This is a genomic window from Pseudidiomarina fusca, from assembly GCF_032227045.1.
Lineage (GTDB): Bacteria > Pseudomonadota > Gammaproteobacteria > Enterobacterales > Alteromonadaceae > Pseudidiomarina > Pseudidiomarina fusca.
On record NZ_JANFPJ010000039.1, the window covers coordinates 1 to 15,832 of the forward strand.

Below are 15,832 nucleotides of genomic sequence, written 5' to 3' on the forward strand. Positions count from 1 at the left end.
CTCCAAAACCGACGGTTGGGGGTTCGAATCCCTCCACCCCTGCCAACAAATTCAAAGCGTTGTTCGTGTTTCGTCCGCTGCGCTGTTTGTTCACTTTGTTGTTCGCGGTTAGAAAAGCGAACTTAGTGAGCGGACGAAAAGTGAGGCGAGACCGAACGGACGAATAGCGAATAACGAGTTTTTTCAATTACAGGATTAAATAATGAGTGCAAACACCGAAACGCAAAGCAGCTCGTTCGACGCCTTAAAATGGTTAGTCGCTATCGTTTTACTTGCTGCCGCAGTCCTTGGTAACTATTACTACACAGAACAAGTATCAGTACTTTATCGTGCGATTGCTGTTGTGCTGTTGGTTGTTATCGCAGGTGTTATTGCGGGCATGACCTCGAAAGGCCGTCGGTTCCGTGGCTTTGCTAAAGAAAGCCGCACAGAGGTTCGTCGCGTAGTTTGGCCAACGCGTCAAGAAGCTACTCAAACTACTATTATTGTTGTTGTTGCGACCGCAATTGTATCTTTAATCTTATGGGGCATGGATGCGATTTTAGTTCGTGTCGTTGGCTTCTTTACCGGATTGGAGTTTTAATCAATGGCAGAGCAAATTAAAAAACGTTGGTACGTGGTTCAAGCATTCTCTGGTTTTGAGAAGCGTGTTGCTGAGTCTCTGCGCGAGCATATCAAAATGCACGGTATGGAAGACAAATTCGGTGAAGTCTTAGTACCAACTGAAGAAGTTGTGGAAATGAAAGCGGGCAAGCGTGCGAAAAGCGAACGCAAATTCTTCCCAGGCTATGTACTAGTCGAAATGGCGATGGATGAAGCTGCTTGGCACTTGGTCAAATCTATCCCACGCGTACTAGGTTTTATTGGCGGAACGCAAGAGCGTCCGATTCCAATCACGCAAAAAGAAGCTGACACTATTCTGAATCGCCTGCAAGACTCGGTTGATAAGCCTAAGCCAAAAACCTTGTTTGAAGCGGGCGAAGTTGTACGGGTTAATGACGGTCCGTTTGCTGACTTCAATGGTACCGTAGAAAGCGTAGACTACGACAAGAGCCGCTTAACAGTATCGGTCTCTATCTTTGGTCGCGCCACGCCGGTTGAGCTTGAGTTCGGCCAGGTAGAAAAAGCGTAACAGCCGTTATTCGTGATTCGTCCGTTCACTTCGTTCACTGTTCGTCCGTGCTTCGCACTGCTCGAACCCCGAACCCCGAACAGCAAAGCGCACGAACCACGAACAGCGCAGCGTACGAACAACGAAGTGTACGAACAACGAAGTGTACGAACAACGAAGAACGAAGTGTACGAAAAACGCACTTCGTTAGTTGCAATCAGGGGCGAATAAGACTATAATTCGCCTCCTTTTTATATTGGGGAGCCGTTAGAGTAAGTCAACTCTTAGACTTACGAGGCGTTAGACCCGCAACCAAGAGGCTAAAACATGGCTAAGAAGTTAAAAGCTATCATCAAGTTGCAAGTAGCAGCTGGTGCAGCTAACCCATCACCACCGGTAGGTCCAGCATTGGGTCAACACGGTGTGAACATCATGGAATTCTGTAAAGCGTTTAACGCAGCAACTGGCGAACTTGAAAAAGGCGCTCCGGTTCCTGTTGAAATCAGCGTTTTTGAAGACCGTTCTTTCACCTTTATCACTAAAACTCCTCCAGCAGCCTTCTTGTTGAAGAAAGCAGCAGGCATTAAGAGTGGTTCAGGCCGTCCAAACACTGATAAAGTTGGTACTGTAACTGTAGCTCAGTTAGAAGAAATTGCTAAGACCAAAGAGCCTGACTTAACAGCGGCTAGTCTTGAAGCAGCAGTACGTACTATTGCCGGCTCTGCTCGCGCAATGGGCTTGAAAGTGGAGGGTCTATAAGATGGCTAAGTTAACTAAACGCGCTCGTCTGATCCGTGAGAAAGTTGAAGCTCGTGATTATGAAATCAACGAAGCGATCAACCTGTTGAAAGAATTGGCAACTGCTAAATTCAAAGAAAGCGTTGATGTATCAGTAAATCTGGGTATCGATGCTCGTAAATCTGACCAAAACGTTCGTGGTGCTACTGTACTACCTAACGGTACTGGTCGTGACGTTCGTGTTGCAGTATTCACTAGCGGCGCTAACGTAGAAAAAGCTAAAGCAGCTGGTGCTGATTTAGTAGGTATGGAAGACTTAGCTGAGCAAATCAAGAAAGGCGAGATGAACTTTGATGTTGTTATCGCTTCTCCAGACGCTATGCGTGTGGTTGGTATGCTGGGTCAAATCTTAGGTCCACGTGGCCTGATGCCAAACCCTAAAACTGGCACCGTAACTCCTGACGTAGCTACTGCGGTACAAAACGCTAAAGCTGGTCAGATCCGTTATCGTAACGATAAAGCTGGTATTATCCATGCTACTATCGGTAAAGTTGATTTCGATAACGATAAGTTAAAAGAGAACTTAGAATCTCTATTAGCTGCTCTGAAGAAAGCTAAGCCTTCTTCAGCTAAAGGTCAATACATTAAGAAAGTTAGCTTATCAACCACTATGGGCGCTGGCGTAGCCATCGACCAAAGCACGTTAAGCTAAGATTTCAAAGGTTTATGGGTTGGAGCTAACGCTCTCATCCAAGACCGCAGGTGTATCGCGAGACCATCCTTCGGGATTTAAAGCGACACTTAATTTCCTGCGCAGATGGTGATATCCGACTCAGACTCTCTGGGTAAGAGATTCACCGTGACAACGTGGCAGAATGTGGTTTTCTGCCTATGTGTAACGATGACCCGGCGCGTTTTCGCAAAGGGTCAAAAAAAGAGGTGATACTAGTGGCACTAGGTTTAGCAGCAAAAAAGGCAATCGTTAAAGAAATTAACGAAGTTGCTTCAAACGCTCTATCCGTCGCTGTTGCTGAGTATCGTGGTATGGAAGTTGCGGACATGACCCAACTTCGTCGTCAAGCTCGTGAGCAAGGCGTGTATCTGAAAGTTATTCGGAATACATTAGCTAAGCGTGCGTTCGCTGACACGAAATTTGGTGACATGGATGCGGCACTTGTAGGTCCTTTGGTCTACGGCTTCTCTTTGGATGCGCCTGGCTCTGCTGCGCGTTTGTTCAAAGATTTCGCTAAACAGAACAAGCACCTTAAAGTAACTGCTCTATCAATCGGTAACGGTTTGATGGGTGCAGATAAGCTTGAAGCAGTTGCTTCACTTCCGACTCGCGACGAAGCATTGGCGAAATTGCTTGCAACCTTCAAAGCGCCTGTTAGTAAGTTCGTTCGTACAATTAACGAAGTACCTACTAAGTTTGTGCGTGTGTTGTCGGCAATTAAAGACGCTAAATAGAAGCGGTTTTTATAACCATTTTTTTGTAATTTATAACCCAGGAGTTTAGAGTTATGGCTCTTACTAAAGACGATATTTTGAATGCAATCGCTGAAATGCCAGTTATGGAATTGGTAGAGTTGATTGAAGCAGCTGAAGAAAAATTCGGTGTTGACGCATCTGCTGCTGTTGCAGTAGCTGCTGGCCCAGCTGTAGCTGCTGAAGCTGCAGAAGAGAAAACTGAATTTGACGTAATCTTGAAAGCTGCAGGCGCTAACAAAGTTGCTGCTATCAAAGCAGTACGTGGCGCAACCGGTCTTGGCTTGAAAGAAGCTAAAGATATGGTTGAGTCTGCACCTGTTGCTGTTAAAGAAGGCATCAGCAAAGAAGACGCAGAAGCACTTGCTAAAGAATTGACTGAAGCTGGTGCGGAAGTTGAAGTTAAGTAAGTTTAACCACTTACATAACTTGGCCTTTTAGGCCTAGGGCTGGTGGCAATATTGCTACCAGCCTTTTTGCGCTGTAAAGCATGTATCATTTTTGCCCGTTATTGGGGTGCATGCTCGCGGTGACAAAAACGGGAACGACAAGCTTTAAGTAGTTTGTTTTTAACCATCGACTCCTACTCCGGTGGTTAGGGTCATCAATCAGCTAGCTGAGGAACCCCATGGCGTACTCCTACTCTGAGAAAAAACGTATTCGTAAGGATTTTGGTAAACGGCCTCATGTACTTGAAGTGCCATACCTGCTGTCAATCCAATTAGATTCATTTAAAAAATTCATCGAGCCGGATCCAGAAGGCAATAACGGTCTGGAAGCGGCATTTCGCTCAGTATTTCCAATTACCGCCTATTCAGGTAATTCGGAATTGCAGTACGTGAGCTATCACTTAGGTGAGCCGACCTTTGACGTACAAGAATGTCAAATTCGTGGCATCACATACTCTGCTCCATTGCGGGTGAAACTGCGCTTAGTTATCTATGATAAAGAAGCTGCGGCTGGCACCGTTAAGCACATGAAAGAGCAAGAAGTTTATATGGGCGAAATCCCATTGATGACCGACAACGGTACCTTTGTTATCAATGGTACTGAACGTGTTATCGTTTCTCAGCTACACCGCTCTCCTGGCGTGTTCTATGATCACGACAAAGGGAAAACCCATTCATCGGGTAAGGTGTTGTATAACGCTCGTGTGATTCCGTATCGTGGCTCTTGGTTAGATTTTGAATTTGACCCGAAAGACAACGTATTCGTTCGTATCGATCGCCGTCGTAAATTACCGGCATCGATCATTTTGCGTGCCTTGGATTACAATACCGAAGAAATCTTAGAGATGTTCTTCGAGACTACTTATTTCCAATTCCGCAACAAAAAAGTATTCATGCAATTGGTGCCTGAGCGCCTGCGTGGAGAAACTGCCAAATTTGATATCAAGAACGATGAAGGTGATGTGATTGTTGAGAAAGGTCGTCGTATTACTGCGCGCCATATCAACCAAATCGCTAACCTGAACACCCCAGAAATGGAAGTTCCATTAGAATATCTGGTCGGTAAAGTTCTTGCTAAAGATTACAAAGAAAAAGGCACTGACACGGTTATTGCGCCGGCAAACACTGAGTTAACCCTTGAATTGTTGGCCAAACTGCGTGAAGCAGGGTTCAAGAAATTTGAAACCTTGTTTGTTAACGATCTTGATCATGGTCCATACATGAGCGAGACCTTGCGCATTGACTCTACTAATACTCGTTTAGAGGCGTTAGTAGAAATCTACCGCATGATGCGTCCGGGCGAGCCGCCCACTAAAGATGCAGCAGAAACCTTGTTTGAAAACTTGTTCTTCAGCGAAGACCGTTACGATTTATCGTCAGTCGGTCGGATGAAGTTCAACCGTCGTTTAGGTCGTGAAGACTTAACCGGTGCAGGTGTGCTTACTAAAGAAGACATTATTGATGTGATGAAAAAGCTTATCGACATCCGTAATGGCTTAGATATCGTCGATGATATCGATCACTTAGGTAACCGTCGTATTCGTTCGGTTGGCGAAATGGCCGAAAACCAATTCCGCGTGGGCTTGGTACGGGTAGAGCGTGCAGTTAAAGAACGCCTAAGCCTTGGTGATTTAGATGCCACCATGCCGCAAGATCTGATCAATGCCAAGCCAATTAGCGCGGCCGTTAAAGAGTTCTTCGGTTCAAGCCAGTTGTCACAGTTTATGGACCAAAACAACCCATTGTCAGAAGTCACGCACAAGCGTCGTATTTCTGCTTTAGGTCCAGGCGGTCTTACGCGTGAGCGCGCCGGCTTTGAGGTTCGAGACGTACACCCAACCCATTACGGTCGGGTTTGTCCAATCGAAACTCCGGAAGGTCCAAACATCGGTTTGATTAACTCGCTATCTACCTTTGCTCGTACCAACGAGTACGGTTTCTTAGAAACTCCGTACCGCCGGATTGAGAATGGTGCAGTCACCGACGAAGTAGACTATTTGTCAGCGATTGAAGAAGGTAACTTTGTTATCGCCCAGGCTAACGTTACCCTGAATGATAAAGGTGAGTTAGTTGATGACCTAGTACCTTGTCGTCACAAAAACGAATTTACTCTGATGTCAAAAGAGCAAGTTCAATATATGGACGTAGCGCCACAGCAGATCGTATCGATTGCGGCAAGCTTAATTCCATTCCTTGAGCATGACGATGCTAACCGTGCCTTGATGGGCGCGAACATGCAACGTCAAGCAGTACCAACATTACGTGCCGATAAGCCGTTAGTAGGTACCGGTATTGAACGTACCGTAGCAGTAGACTCAGGGGTGACGGTTGTAGCAAAACGTGGTGGTGTGGTTGATAAAGTCGACGCCAGCCGTATTGTTGTAAAAGTTAATGAAGAAGAGATGGTACCAGGCGAAGCCGGTATCGATATCTACAACTTGGTTAAATACACGCGTTCTAACCAGAACACCTGTATTAACCAAACCCCTACGGTTAACGTAGGCGAGCCAGTAATGCGCGGCGACGTGCTAGCTGATGGCCCGTCAACCGATATGGGGGAATTAGCACTTGGACAAAACTTGCGCGTGGCCTTCATGCCATGGAACGGTTACAACTTCGAAGACTCGATTTTGATTTCAGAACGAGTGGTACAAGAAGACCGTTTAACCACCATTCACATTCAAGAACTGAACTGTGTGGCGCGTGATACTAAGTTAGGTGCTGAAGAAATTACTGCCGATATCCCTAACGTAGGTGAATCAGCGCTGAACAAACTTGATAACTCAGGTGTTGTATTCGTTGGTGCTGAAGTATCAGGCGGTGACATTCTAGTAGGTAAAGTAACACCAAAAGGCGAAACCCAGCTGACTCCAGAAGAGAAGTTGTTGCGAGCTATTTTTGGTGAAAAAGCTTCAGACGTTAAAGATAGCTCACTGCGTGTGCCAAACGGCGTTACCGGTACTGTTATCGACGTTCAAGTATTTACCCGTGATGGGGTAGAGAAAGACAAGCGTGCTAAAGACATCGAAGAGATGCAACTGAAGCAAGTTAAGAAAGACTTAACTGACGAGTTCAAGATCCTTGAGAAAGGTATTTTTGAGCGTGCACGTAGCTTGTTGTTAGCGAACGGTTTCGATGAATCGAAGCTAGCTAGCCTTGAGCAAAGCAAATGGTTAACGCAGAACCTGAAGAGCGAAGACGCTCAGCAGCAGCTAGAACAAATTGCTCAGCAATACGAAGAAATTCGTAATGATTTCGACGCTAAGTTTGAGAACAAGCGTCGTAAGATCGAGCAAGGCGATGACTTGGCACCGGGCGTGTTGAAGATCGTTAAAGTTTACCTAGCTGTACGCCGTCGTATTCAGCCTGGTGATAAGTTAGCTGGTCGTCACGGTAACAAAGGTGTTATCTCAACTATTCAGCCAGTTGAAGATATGCCACACGATGAGCACGGCGTGCCGGTTGATATCGTGTTGAACCCGTTGGGCGTACCATCGCGGATGAACATTGGCCAGATCCTTGAAACTCACTTGGGTATGGCCGCACGCGGCATCGGTACCAAAATTGAGAACATGCTGAAACAGCACGCTAAAGTAGCCGAAATGCGTGAGTTCTTGAAGAAGGTTTATGAGTTGGGCGAAACTCGTCAAGAAGTTGATATCGATGACTTCAGCGATGACGAGGTAATGCGCTTGGCAAATAACCTGAAGAAGGGCTTACCTACTGCAACACCTGTATTCGATGGTGCTGTAGAGCGCGAAATTAAAGACTTGTTGAAGCTAGCTGATTTACCAGAATCAGGTCAGATTACTTTATATGACGGCCGTACTGGTGAGCGTTTTGAGCGTGATGTAACCGTAGGTTACATGTACATGCTGAAATTGAACCACTTGGTTGATGACAAGATGCACGCCCGTTCTACCGGTTCGTACAGCTTGGTTACTCAGCAGCCGTTGGGTGGTAAAGCGCAATTCGGTGGTCAGCGTTTTGGTGAGATGGAAGTGTGGGCACTGGAAGCATACGGTGCTGCTTATACTCTGCAAGAGATGTTGACAGTGAAGTCGGACGACGTAAACGGTCGTACCAAGATGTACAAAAACATTGTCGACAACGATCTGCGGATGGAAGCAGGTATGCCGGAATCCTTCAATGTATTGCTGAAGGAAATCCGCTCACTTGGTATCAACATTGAGTTGGACCAAGACTGAGACACCACCGGACGCTAATTGCCAGGAGATAAATCGTGAAAGACTTATTAAAGTTTTTAAAGCCGTTAAACCAGACTGAAGAGTTCGATGCGATTCGCATCGGACTTGCTTCTCCGGACATGATCCGCAGCTGGTCTTTCGGTGAAGTGAAAAAGCCAGAAACGATCAACTATCGTACGTTCAAGCCTGAGCGTGATGGTTTGTTCTGTGCGCGCATTTTCGGCCCGGTGAAGGACTATGAGTGCTTGTGTGGAAAGTACAAGCGCTTGAAGCACCGCGGTGTGATCTGTGAGAAGTGTGGCGTTGAAGTTACCCTCACTAAAGTACGTCGTGAGCGTATGGGTCACATTGAGCTTGCTAGCCCAGTTGCGCATATCTGGTTCTTGAAATCACTGCCAAGCCGCATTGGTTTGATGCTTGATATGACTCTGCGTGATATCGAGCGCGTGCTGTATTTTGAATCTTATGTGGTTACTGAAGCAGGCATGACTTCGTTAGAGCGTGGTCAAATCCTGTCTGAAGAAGACTACTTAGACGCGCTTGAAGAGCATGGCGACGAGTTTGAAGCTAAGATGGGTGCCGAAGCGGTACTATCGTTGTTACAACACATCGACATTGAAGGCGATATCAAGCAATTGCGTGAAGAGTTGCCAGAAACCAATTCTGAAACCAAGCGTAAGAAAATCAGCAAACGCCTTAAGCTATTAGAATCATTCCATTACTCAGGCAATAAGCCAGAGTGGATGATCTTAAAAGTATTGCCTGTGTTGCCACCAGATTTACGTCCGTTGGTACCACTTGACGGTGGCCGTTTTGCGACCTCTGATTTGAACGATTTATATCGTCGTGTAATCAACCGTAACAACCGTTTGAAGCGTTTGTTAGACCTAGCTGCGCCGGACATTATTGTTCGCAACGAAAAGCGTATGCTGCAAGAAGCGGTTGATGCCTTGTTGGATAACGGTCGTCGTGGCCGTGCTATTACTGGCACCAACAAGCGTCCATTGAAATCTTTGGCTGACATGATCAAAGGTAAGCAAGGTCGTTTCCGTCAAAACTTGCTTGGTAAGCGCGTAGATTACTCAGGCCGTTCAGTAATTACTGTAGGTCCTAAGTTACGTCTGCATCAGTGTGGCTTACCGAAGAAAATGGCCCTTGAGCTATTCAAGCCGTTTATCTATGGCAAGTTAGAAGGTCGTGGCTTAGCTACTACCATCAAAGCAGCGAAGAAAATGGTTGAGCGCGAAATCCCAGAAGTTTGGGACGTGCTAGACGAAGTGATCAAAGAACACCCAGTGATGCTAAACCGTGCACCAACCTTGCACCGTTTGGGTATCCAGGCGTTCGAGCCGGTCCTGATTGAAGGTAAAGCGATTCAGTTGCACCCATTGGTGTGTGCGGCTTATAACGCGGACTTTGACGGTGACCAAATGGCGGTTCACTTACCATTAACGTTAGAAGCGCAACTTGAAGCGCGCGCGTTGATGATGTCAACCAACAACATTTTGTCACCAGCTAGTGGTGATCCTATCATCGTTCCTTCACAGGACGTTGTTTTGGGTCTTTACTACATGACGCGCGATAAAATTAACGCTCCTGGCGAAGGCATGATCTTTAAAAATGCCAAAGAAGCCGAGAAAGCTTATCGTGCCGGTGCAGCAGCACTTCACGCTCGCGTAAAAGTGCGTCTGGCCGAAGTACATATCAGTGAAGAAGGTGAGCGTACACATACCTCTACCATCTATGACACCACCGTTGGTCGTGCCATCTTGTCACTGATTTTGCCAGAAGGTATGCCGTTTGAGATGATCAACCAGCCTATGGGTAAGAAACAAATCGGTCGTTTATTGAACCGTTCTTACCGTGACCTAGGTTTGAAGCCAACGGTTATCTTTGCTGACCAAATCATGTATACCGGTTTCCACTATGCAATGATTGCTGGTGCGTCAGTTGGTATTGATGACATGGTTATTCCTGCTGCTAAGAAAGACATTATCGATGCAGCAGAAGAAGAAGTAGCAGAAATTCAAGAGCAGTTTGAGCAAGGTTTGGTAACCGCTGGTGAGAAATACAACAAGGTTATCGATATCTGGTCTACGGCCAACGAAAAAGTGTCTAAAGCAATGATGGACAACTTATCGAAAGAAACCGTGATCAACGCTCAAGGCGAAGAAGAGCAGCAAGCGTCATTTAACTCGGTTTATATGATGGCTGACTCTGGTGCTCGGGGTAGCTCGGCACAGATTCGTCAGTTAGCTGGTATGCGTGGTTTGATGGCGAAGCCAGATGGCTCAATCATCGAAACCCCAATCACTGCTAACTTCCGTGAAGGTTTGAACGTACTTCAGTACTTCATCTCAACTCACGGTGCTCGTAAAGGTTTGGCGGATACCGCACTGAAAACAGCTAACTCGGGTTACCTAACTCGTCGTTTGGTTGACGTAGCACAAGACGTTGTTATCGTTGAAGACGATTGTGGTACCGAAGAAGGCCTCTACATCAAGCCGTTGATTGAAGGTGGTGATGTTGTAGAGCCATTGCGTGAGCGTGTATTAGGTCGTGTTGTGTGTGACGACGTGCTAATGCCTGGTACCGACGATGTATTGATTCCGCGTAACACGCTGCTCGATGAGAAGATGTGTGACGTGTTAGAGCAAAACTCTGTCGACCAAGTAAAAGTACGCTCAGTTATTACCTGTGACACTGACTTTGGTGTGTGTGCTAACTGTTATGGTCGCGACCTAGCGCGTGGTCACTTGGTGAACCAAGGTGAAGCAGTAGGTGTTATCGCTGCTCAGTCAATCGGTGAGCCAGGCACTCAGTTAACCATGCGTACGTTCCACATCGGTGGTGCGGCATCACGAGACTCTGCAGCGAACAACGTGCAAGTGAAGAACAAAGGTGTGCTGAAGTTACACAACGCGAAATACGTTGAAAACTCAGACAGCCACATTGTTATCACCTCACGTTCAACCGAGCTGACCTTAATTGATGAGTTTGGCCGTGAGCGCGAGCGCTATAAACTGCCATACGGCGCGGTATTGAAGAAGAACGAAGGTGAAACGGTTGAAGCCGGCGAAATCGTGGCGAATTGGGATCCGCATACGCACCCAATCATCACTGAGGTAGCAGGTCGTCTGAAGTTTGTTGACTTGATTGATGGCGTTACCATGACCCGTCAAACCGATGATCTTACCGGTTTGTCGAGCATTGTTGTCCTAGAAGCCGGTCAGCGTACCAGCTCTGGTAAAGACATGCGGCCGATGGTGAAGTTGGTGGATGCGAAAGGTAACGACGTGAATATCGTTGGTACCGACATGCCGGCCCAGTACTTCTTGCCAGGTAATGCGATTATCAACCTTGAAGACAATGCCGAAGTGAAAGTGGGTGACACGGTTGCACGTATTCCACAAGAAGGCTCAAAAACACGCGATATTACCGGTGGTCTACCGCGCGTTGCTGACTTGTTCGAAGCACGTCGTCCGAAAGAGCCGGCAATCTTGGCGGAAATTTCAGGTACCGTTAGTTTCGGTAAAGAAACCAAAGGCAAGCGTCGTTTGATTATTACCCCAATGGACGGTGGTGATCAGTACGAAGAGATGATTCCTAAGTACCGTCAGCTCAATATCTTTGAGGGTGAACAGGTAACTAAGGGTGAAGTTATTGCCGACGGTGCAGAAGCTCCACACGATATCTTACGTTTACGTGGCGTTAGCGCGTTAGCGAACTATATTGTGAACGAGGTTCAAGAAGTTTACCGTTTACAAGGTGTTAAGATTAACGATAAGCACATCGAAACCATCGTGCGGCAGATGTTGCGTAAAGCAATTATCCTAAGCCCAGGTGAGACCGAGTTGCTTGAAGGCGAAATGATGGAGCTGTCTGAAGTACTTGCGGCCAATGCGAAAGCAGAAGCTGAAGGTAAGATGCCAGCAACCTACGAGCGTCAGCTGTTAGGTATTACCAAAGCATCATTGTCGACTGAATCGTTTATTTCGGCAGCGTCGTTCCAAGAAACTACGCGCGTATTAACCGAAGCAGCGGTACAAGGTAAGCAAGATCCATTACGTGGCTTGAAAGAGAACGTTATTGTGGGTCGCTTAATTCCAGCTGGTACTGGTTTCGCATACCACCGTGAGCGTGCACGTAAACGTGCAGAAGCAGCGGTTGCATTCGAAGCTCCAAAAGTAACAGCGGAAGAAGCCGAGCAGCAATTAGCTGACGCCTTGAATGCCAGCATCGATAGTGATGATGCAGCTGAATAAGTGTTAGTACGCTTGGGTTACTGTTAGTCAGTAGCCTCAGCACCTCAAAAGGCCAGTCTAAATGACTGGCCTTTTTATTAAATGTAACGACAAGAGCGATAGGCCATGTAAGAGTTCTGCTAAAACTCTTCAGGGCTGCTCTAACTTGGTGAATAGCCACCCAAAAGCCTAGCCTTGTGTCATTTAATTGACGCAAAACCTAGCTACCATGAGGCGTCGAAAGGTCATTGATCTTACGCTTTTCCTTGACAGTCCAATTATTGACCATTAAAATTCGGCCTCCCCATATTAGGGCGCTTAGCCCGTGGATCGGTTTTTATGATCTAAACTAAGTAAGCTAATCGGGGGAATTTTGGATTTTTCATTCTGTTGAGCGACATCAACACAATCAGGAGTTATGAATGGCAACAGTTAACCAGCTGGTGCGCAAAGGTCGTCAAAAGCCGGTTGTTAAAAGCAACGTTCCGGCACTTGAGGCTTGCCCACAAAAACGCGGCGTATGTACCCGTGTTTACACTACTACCCCTAAAAAGCCAAACTCAGCACTGCGTAAAGTATGCCGTGTACGTTTGACCAACGGCTACGAAGTATCTTCGTACATTGGTGGTGAAGGTCACAACCTGCAAGAACACTCAGTCGTACTTATCCGCGGCGGTCGTGTAAAAGACTTGCCAGGTGTTCGTTATCACACAGTTCGTGGTGCATTAGACTGCGCTGGCGTAAATGATCGTCGCCAAGCTCGTTCTAAGTACGGCGCGAAACGGCCTAAGTCTTAACGGTTCTCCGTTAGTAAGGCCAAACTGTTAATTAAAGTTTTGGGTTAAACCCTGAATTAATCGGAGAATATTGAGATGCCAAGAAGACGCGTCATTGGTCAACGTAAAATCCTTCCGGACCCTAAGTTCGGATCAGAGTTGTTGGCTAAATTTATCAATGTCGTCATGGTTGACGGCAAAAAATCTGTCGCTGAAAAGATTATTTACGGTGCGTTAGACATCCTGGCTACTAAGTCAGGTAAAGACCACTTAGAAATTTTTGAAACTGCGCTGGACAACGTACGTCCTACGGTAGAGGTTAAATCTCGCCGTGTAGGTGGTTCTACCTATCAGGTACCAATCGAAGTACGTCCTGTTCGCCGCAATGCACTGGCTATGCGTTGGTTAGTTGATGCTGCGCGTACTCGGGGTGAAAAATCCATGGCTCAGCGTCTAGCAGGTGAAATGTTAGATGCATCAGAAAACAAAGGCTCTGCAGTGAAGAAACGTGAAGACGTTCACCGCATGGCCGAAGCGAACAAAGCGTTTGCTCATTACCGCTGGTAATAACACAAGCAACCCAAAGAGGAATTTATGGCTCGACAAACATCGATTGAGCGGTACCGTAACATCGGTATCTGTGCTCACGTAGACGCTGGTAAAACAACCACCACTGAGCGGGTGTTGTTCTACACTGGTCTGTCTCACAAATTAGGTGAGGTTCATGACGGTGCCGCGACTACCGACTGGATGGAGCAAGAGCAAGAGCGTGGTATTACTATCACCTCAGCTGCTGTTACTGCATTCTGGAAAGGTATGGACCAGCAGTTCCCTGAACACCGTATCAACGTTATCGATACTCCAGGACACGTAGACTTCACTATCGAAGTAGAACGTTCACTGCGTGTACTTGACGGTGCTGTGGTTGTTTTGTGTGGATCATCAGGCGTACAGCCGCAAACTGAAACAGTATGGCGTCAAGCGAACAAATACGAAGTACCTCGTATGGTGTTCGTGAACAAGATGGACCGTACTGGTGCAGACTTCTTGCGTGTTGTTGGTCAAATCAAAACTCGCTTGGCAGCTACTCCGGTGCCAATTCACTTAAACATCGGCACTGAAGAAAACTTCAAAGGCGTTGTTGACTTAGTGAAAATGAAAGCGATCAACTGGAATGAAGCCGACCAAGGCATGACCTTCACTTATGAAGAGATTCCAGCTGAATTGCTTGAGCAAGCTGAAGAAATGCACAACGAGTTGATTGAAGCTGCTGCTGAAGCCAACGAAGAGTTGATGAATAAGTATCTTGAAGGCGGTGAGTTGACTGAAGCTGAAATCAAAGCTGGTTTACGTCAACGTACCCTGAACAACGAAATTATTCTTTGCTTGTGTGGTTCTGCGTTCAAAAACAAAGGTGTTCAAGCGATGCTTGACGCTGTTATTGAATACTTACCTTCACCAACTGAAGTTAAAGCAATTCGCGGTATCTTAGACGACGAATCTGAAGGCGTGCGTAAGTCATCTGACGACGAGCCGTTCTCAGCATTGGCGTTTAAAATCGCGACTGACCCATTCGTGGGTACTTTGACCTTCTTGCGCGTTTACTCGGGTGTTCTAGCTCAGGGCGATACCGTGTACAACCCTGTGAAGAGCAAGCGTGAGCGTATCGGCCGTATGGTACAGATGCACGCAAACGACCGTAAAGAGATCAAAGAGATCTTGGCGGGCGACATTGCTGCAGCTATCGGTTTGAAAGATGTGACTACTGGTGACACCTTGTGTGATCCTAACCACATCATTACGCTTGAGCGTATGGAATTCCCAGAGCCAGTAATCTCTGTTGCAGTAGAGCCAAAAACCAAAGCTGACCAAGAAAAAATGGGTATCGCTTTAGGTAAATTGGCTGCTGAAGATCCATCGTTCCGCGTTAAAACTGATGAAGAGACGGGTCAAACCATCATCTCTGGTATGGGTGAGCTTCACCTAGACATCATCGTTGACCGTATGAAGCGTGAGTTCAAAGTTGAATGTAACGTAGGTAAACCTCAGGTTGCTTACCGTGAAACTATCCGTCAGAAAGTGGAAGTTGAAGGTAAGTTCGTACGTCAATCAGGTGGTCGCGGTCAGTTCGGTCACGTTTGGTTACGTATCGAGCCAATGGAGTTTGACGCAAACGATGATGAAGCTCCGAACTATCAGTTCGTGAACGAAGTTGTTGGTGGTGTGGTTCCTAAGGAATACATCCCTGCGGTAGATAAAGGTATCCAAGAGCAGATGCAAAATGGTGTACTTGCTGGCTACCCAGTTCTAGGCGTTAAAGCAACTCTGTATGATGGTTCATACCACGACGTTGACTCATCAGAAATGGCATTTAAAATTGCTGGTAGCATGGCCTTCAAAAAAGGTGCATTACAAGCGCGTCCAGCTCTGTTAGAGCCAATGATGAAAGTTGAAGTTGTTACCCCTGAAGACTTCATGGGTGACGTAGTAGGTGACTTGAACCGTCGTCGCGGCATCATCGAAGGTATGGAAGATGGCCCTGGTGGTTTGAAAGAAGTTCGTGCACAAGTTCCATTATCAGAAATGTTCGGTTACGCTACTGACCTGCGCTCGCAGACTCAGGGCCGTGCATCTTATGCAATGGAATTCTTGAAGTACGCTGAAGCACCAAACAACATTGCTGAGCAGGTTATTGCTGCTCGTCAAACTAAAGATTAAGTAGAGTCTGGTCCGGTTCTCTACCAAGGACCGGGCTTTTAACTTAAGTTAAGGAAAAGTCATGGCAAAAGAAAAATTTGAACGTTCCAAACCGCACGTTAAC

Annotated in this window: 11 protein-coding genes; all 11 read left to right on the top strand. The window is 46.6% G+C overall.

All coding sequences use genetic code 11. The features are described from left to right. Positions 1–202: 202 nt before the first annotated feature. The 11 genes from secE (at position 203) to fusA (ending at position 15,729) form a co-directional block, all read left to right on the top strand. Positions 203–583, top strand: coding sequence for a preprotein translocase subunit SecE (secE, locus tag NOG12_RS12075; RefSeq protein ID WP_110077038.1), 381 nt, complete (start codon positions 203–205; stop codon positions 581–583). A gap of 3 nt (positions 584–586) precedes the next feature. Continuing rightward, complete coding sequence (nusG, locus tag NOG12_RS12080; RefSeq protein ID WP_110077037.1) at positions 587–1,132, top strand: transcription termination/antitermination protein NusG; 546 nt, start codon at positions 587–589, stop codon at positions 1,130–1,132. 306 nt (positions 1,133–1,438) lie between these two features. Next, positions 1,439–1,870 carry a 50S ribosomal protein L11 gene (rplK, locus tag NOG12_RS12085; protein WP_110077036.1) on the top strand — a complete coding sequence of 144 codons (432 nt, stop codon included), beginning with the start codon at positions 1,439–1,441 and terminating at the stop codon, positions 1,868–1,870. Position 1,871: 1 nt separating this feature from the next. Continuing rightward, the gene (rplA, locus tag NOG12_RS12090; RefSeq protein WP_313933389.1) at positions 1,872–2,561 is read left to right on the top strand and encodes a 50S ribosomal protein L1; all 690 of its coding nucleotides are present in this window, start codon (positions 1,872–1,874) and stop codon (positions 2,559–2,561) included. Between the two features lie 236 nt (positions 2,562–2,797). Continuing rightward, complete coding sequence (rplJ, locus tag NOG12_RS12095; protein ID WP_110077039.1) at positions 2,798–3,316, top strand: 50S ribosomal protein L10; 519 nt, start codon at positions 2,798–2,800, stop codon at positions 3,314–3,316. A gap of 53 nt (positions 3,317–3,369) precedes the next feature. Next, the gene (gene rplL / locus NOG12_RS12100) at positions 3,370–3,744 is read left to right on the top strand and encodes a 50S ribosomal protein L7/L12 (protein WP_110077034.1); all 375 of its coding nucleotides are present in this window, start codon (positions 3,370–3,372) and stop codon (positions 3,742–3,744) included. Positions 3,745–3,962: 218 nt separating this feature from the next. Beyond that, positions 3,963–7,991 carry a DNA-directed RNA polymerase subunit beta gene (rpoB, locus tag NOG12_RS12105; protein ID WP_313933390.1) on the top strand — a complete coding sequence of 1,343 codons (4,029 nt, stop codon included), beginning with the start codon at positions 3,963–3,965 and terminating at the stop codon, positions 7,989–7,991. Positions 7,992–8,026: 35 nt separating this feature from the next. Beyond that, positions 8,027–12,256: a DNA-directed RNA polymerase subunit beta' gene (rpoC, locus tag NOG12_RS12110; RefSeq protein ID WP_313933391.1), complete on the top strand. Its 4,230-nt coding sequence runs from the start codon at positions 8,027–8,029 to the stop codon at positions 12,254–12,256. 401 nt (positions 12,257–12,657) lie between these two features. Continuing rightward, on the top strand, positions 12,658–13,032 hold the full coding sequence (gene rpsL, locus NOG12_RS12115; protein ID WP_034777283.1) for a 30S ribosomal protein S12: 375 nt from the start codon (positions 12,658–12,660) through the stop codon (positions 13,030–13,032). A gap of 75 nt (positions 13,033–13,107) precedes the next feature. Next, positions 13,108–13,578, top strand: a complete 471-nt coding sequence (gene rpsG / locus NOG12_RS12120; protein WP_110077031.1) for a 30S ribosomal protein S7 — start codon at positions 13,108–13,110, stop codon at positions 13,576–13,578. Positions 13,579–13,605: 27 nt separating this feature from the next. Then, complete coding sequence (fusA, locus tag NOG12_RS12125; protein ID WP_313933392.1) at positions 13,606–15,729, top strand: elongation factor G; 2,124 nt, start codon at positions 13,606–13,608, stop codon at positions 15,727–15,729. Positions 15,730–15,832 lie beyond the last annotated feature (103 nt).

Excerpts from the sequence above, each read along its gene's own strand:
- secE (WP_110077038.1), top strand. The coding sequence starts at position 203 with ATGAGTGCAAACACCGAAACGCAAAGCAGCTCGTTCGACGCCTTAAAA.
- nusG (WP_110077037.1), top strand. The coding sequence starts at position 587 with ATGGCAGAGCAAATTAAAAAACGTTGGTACGTGGTTCAAGCATTCTCT.
- rplK (WP_110077036.1), top strand. The coding sequence starts at position 1,439 with ATGGCTAAGAAGTTAAAAGCTATCATCAAGTTGCAAGTAGCAGCTGGT.
- rplA (WP_313933389.1), top strand. The coding sequence starts at position 1,872 with ATGGCTAAGTTAACTAAACGCGCTCGTCTGATCCGTGAGAAAGTTGAA.
- rplL (WP_110077034.1), top strand. The coding sequence starts at position 3,370 with ATGGCTCTTACTAAAGACGATATTTTGAATGCAATCGCTGAAATGCCA.
- rpoB (WP_313933390.1), top strand. The coding sequence starts at position 3,963 with ATGGCGTACTCCTACTCTGAGAAAAAACGTATTCGTAAGGATTTTGGT.
- rpsL (WP_034777283.1), top strand. The coding sequence starts at position 12,658 with ATGGCAACAGTTAACCAGCTGGTGCGCAAAGGTCGTCAAAAGCCGGTT.
- rpsG (WP_110077031.1), top strand. The coding sequence starts at position 13,108 with ATGCCAAGAAGACGCGTCATTGGTCAACGTAAAATCCTTCCGGACCCT.
- fusA (WP_313933392.1), top strand. The coding sequence starts at position 13,606 with ATGGCTCGACAAACATCGATTGAGCGGTACCGTAACATCGGTATCTGT.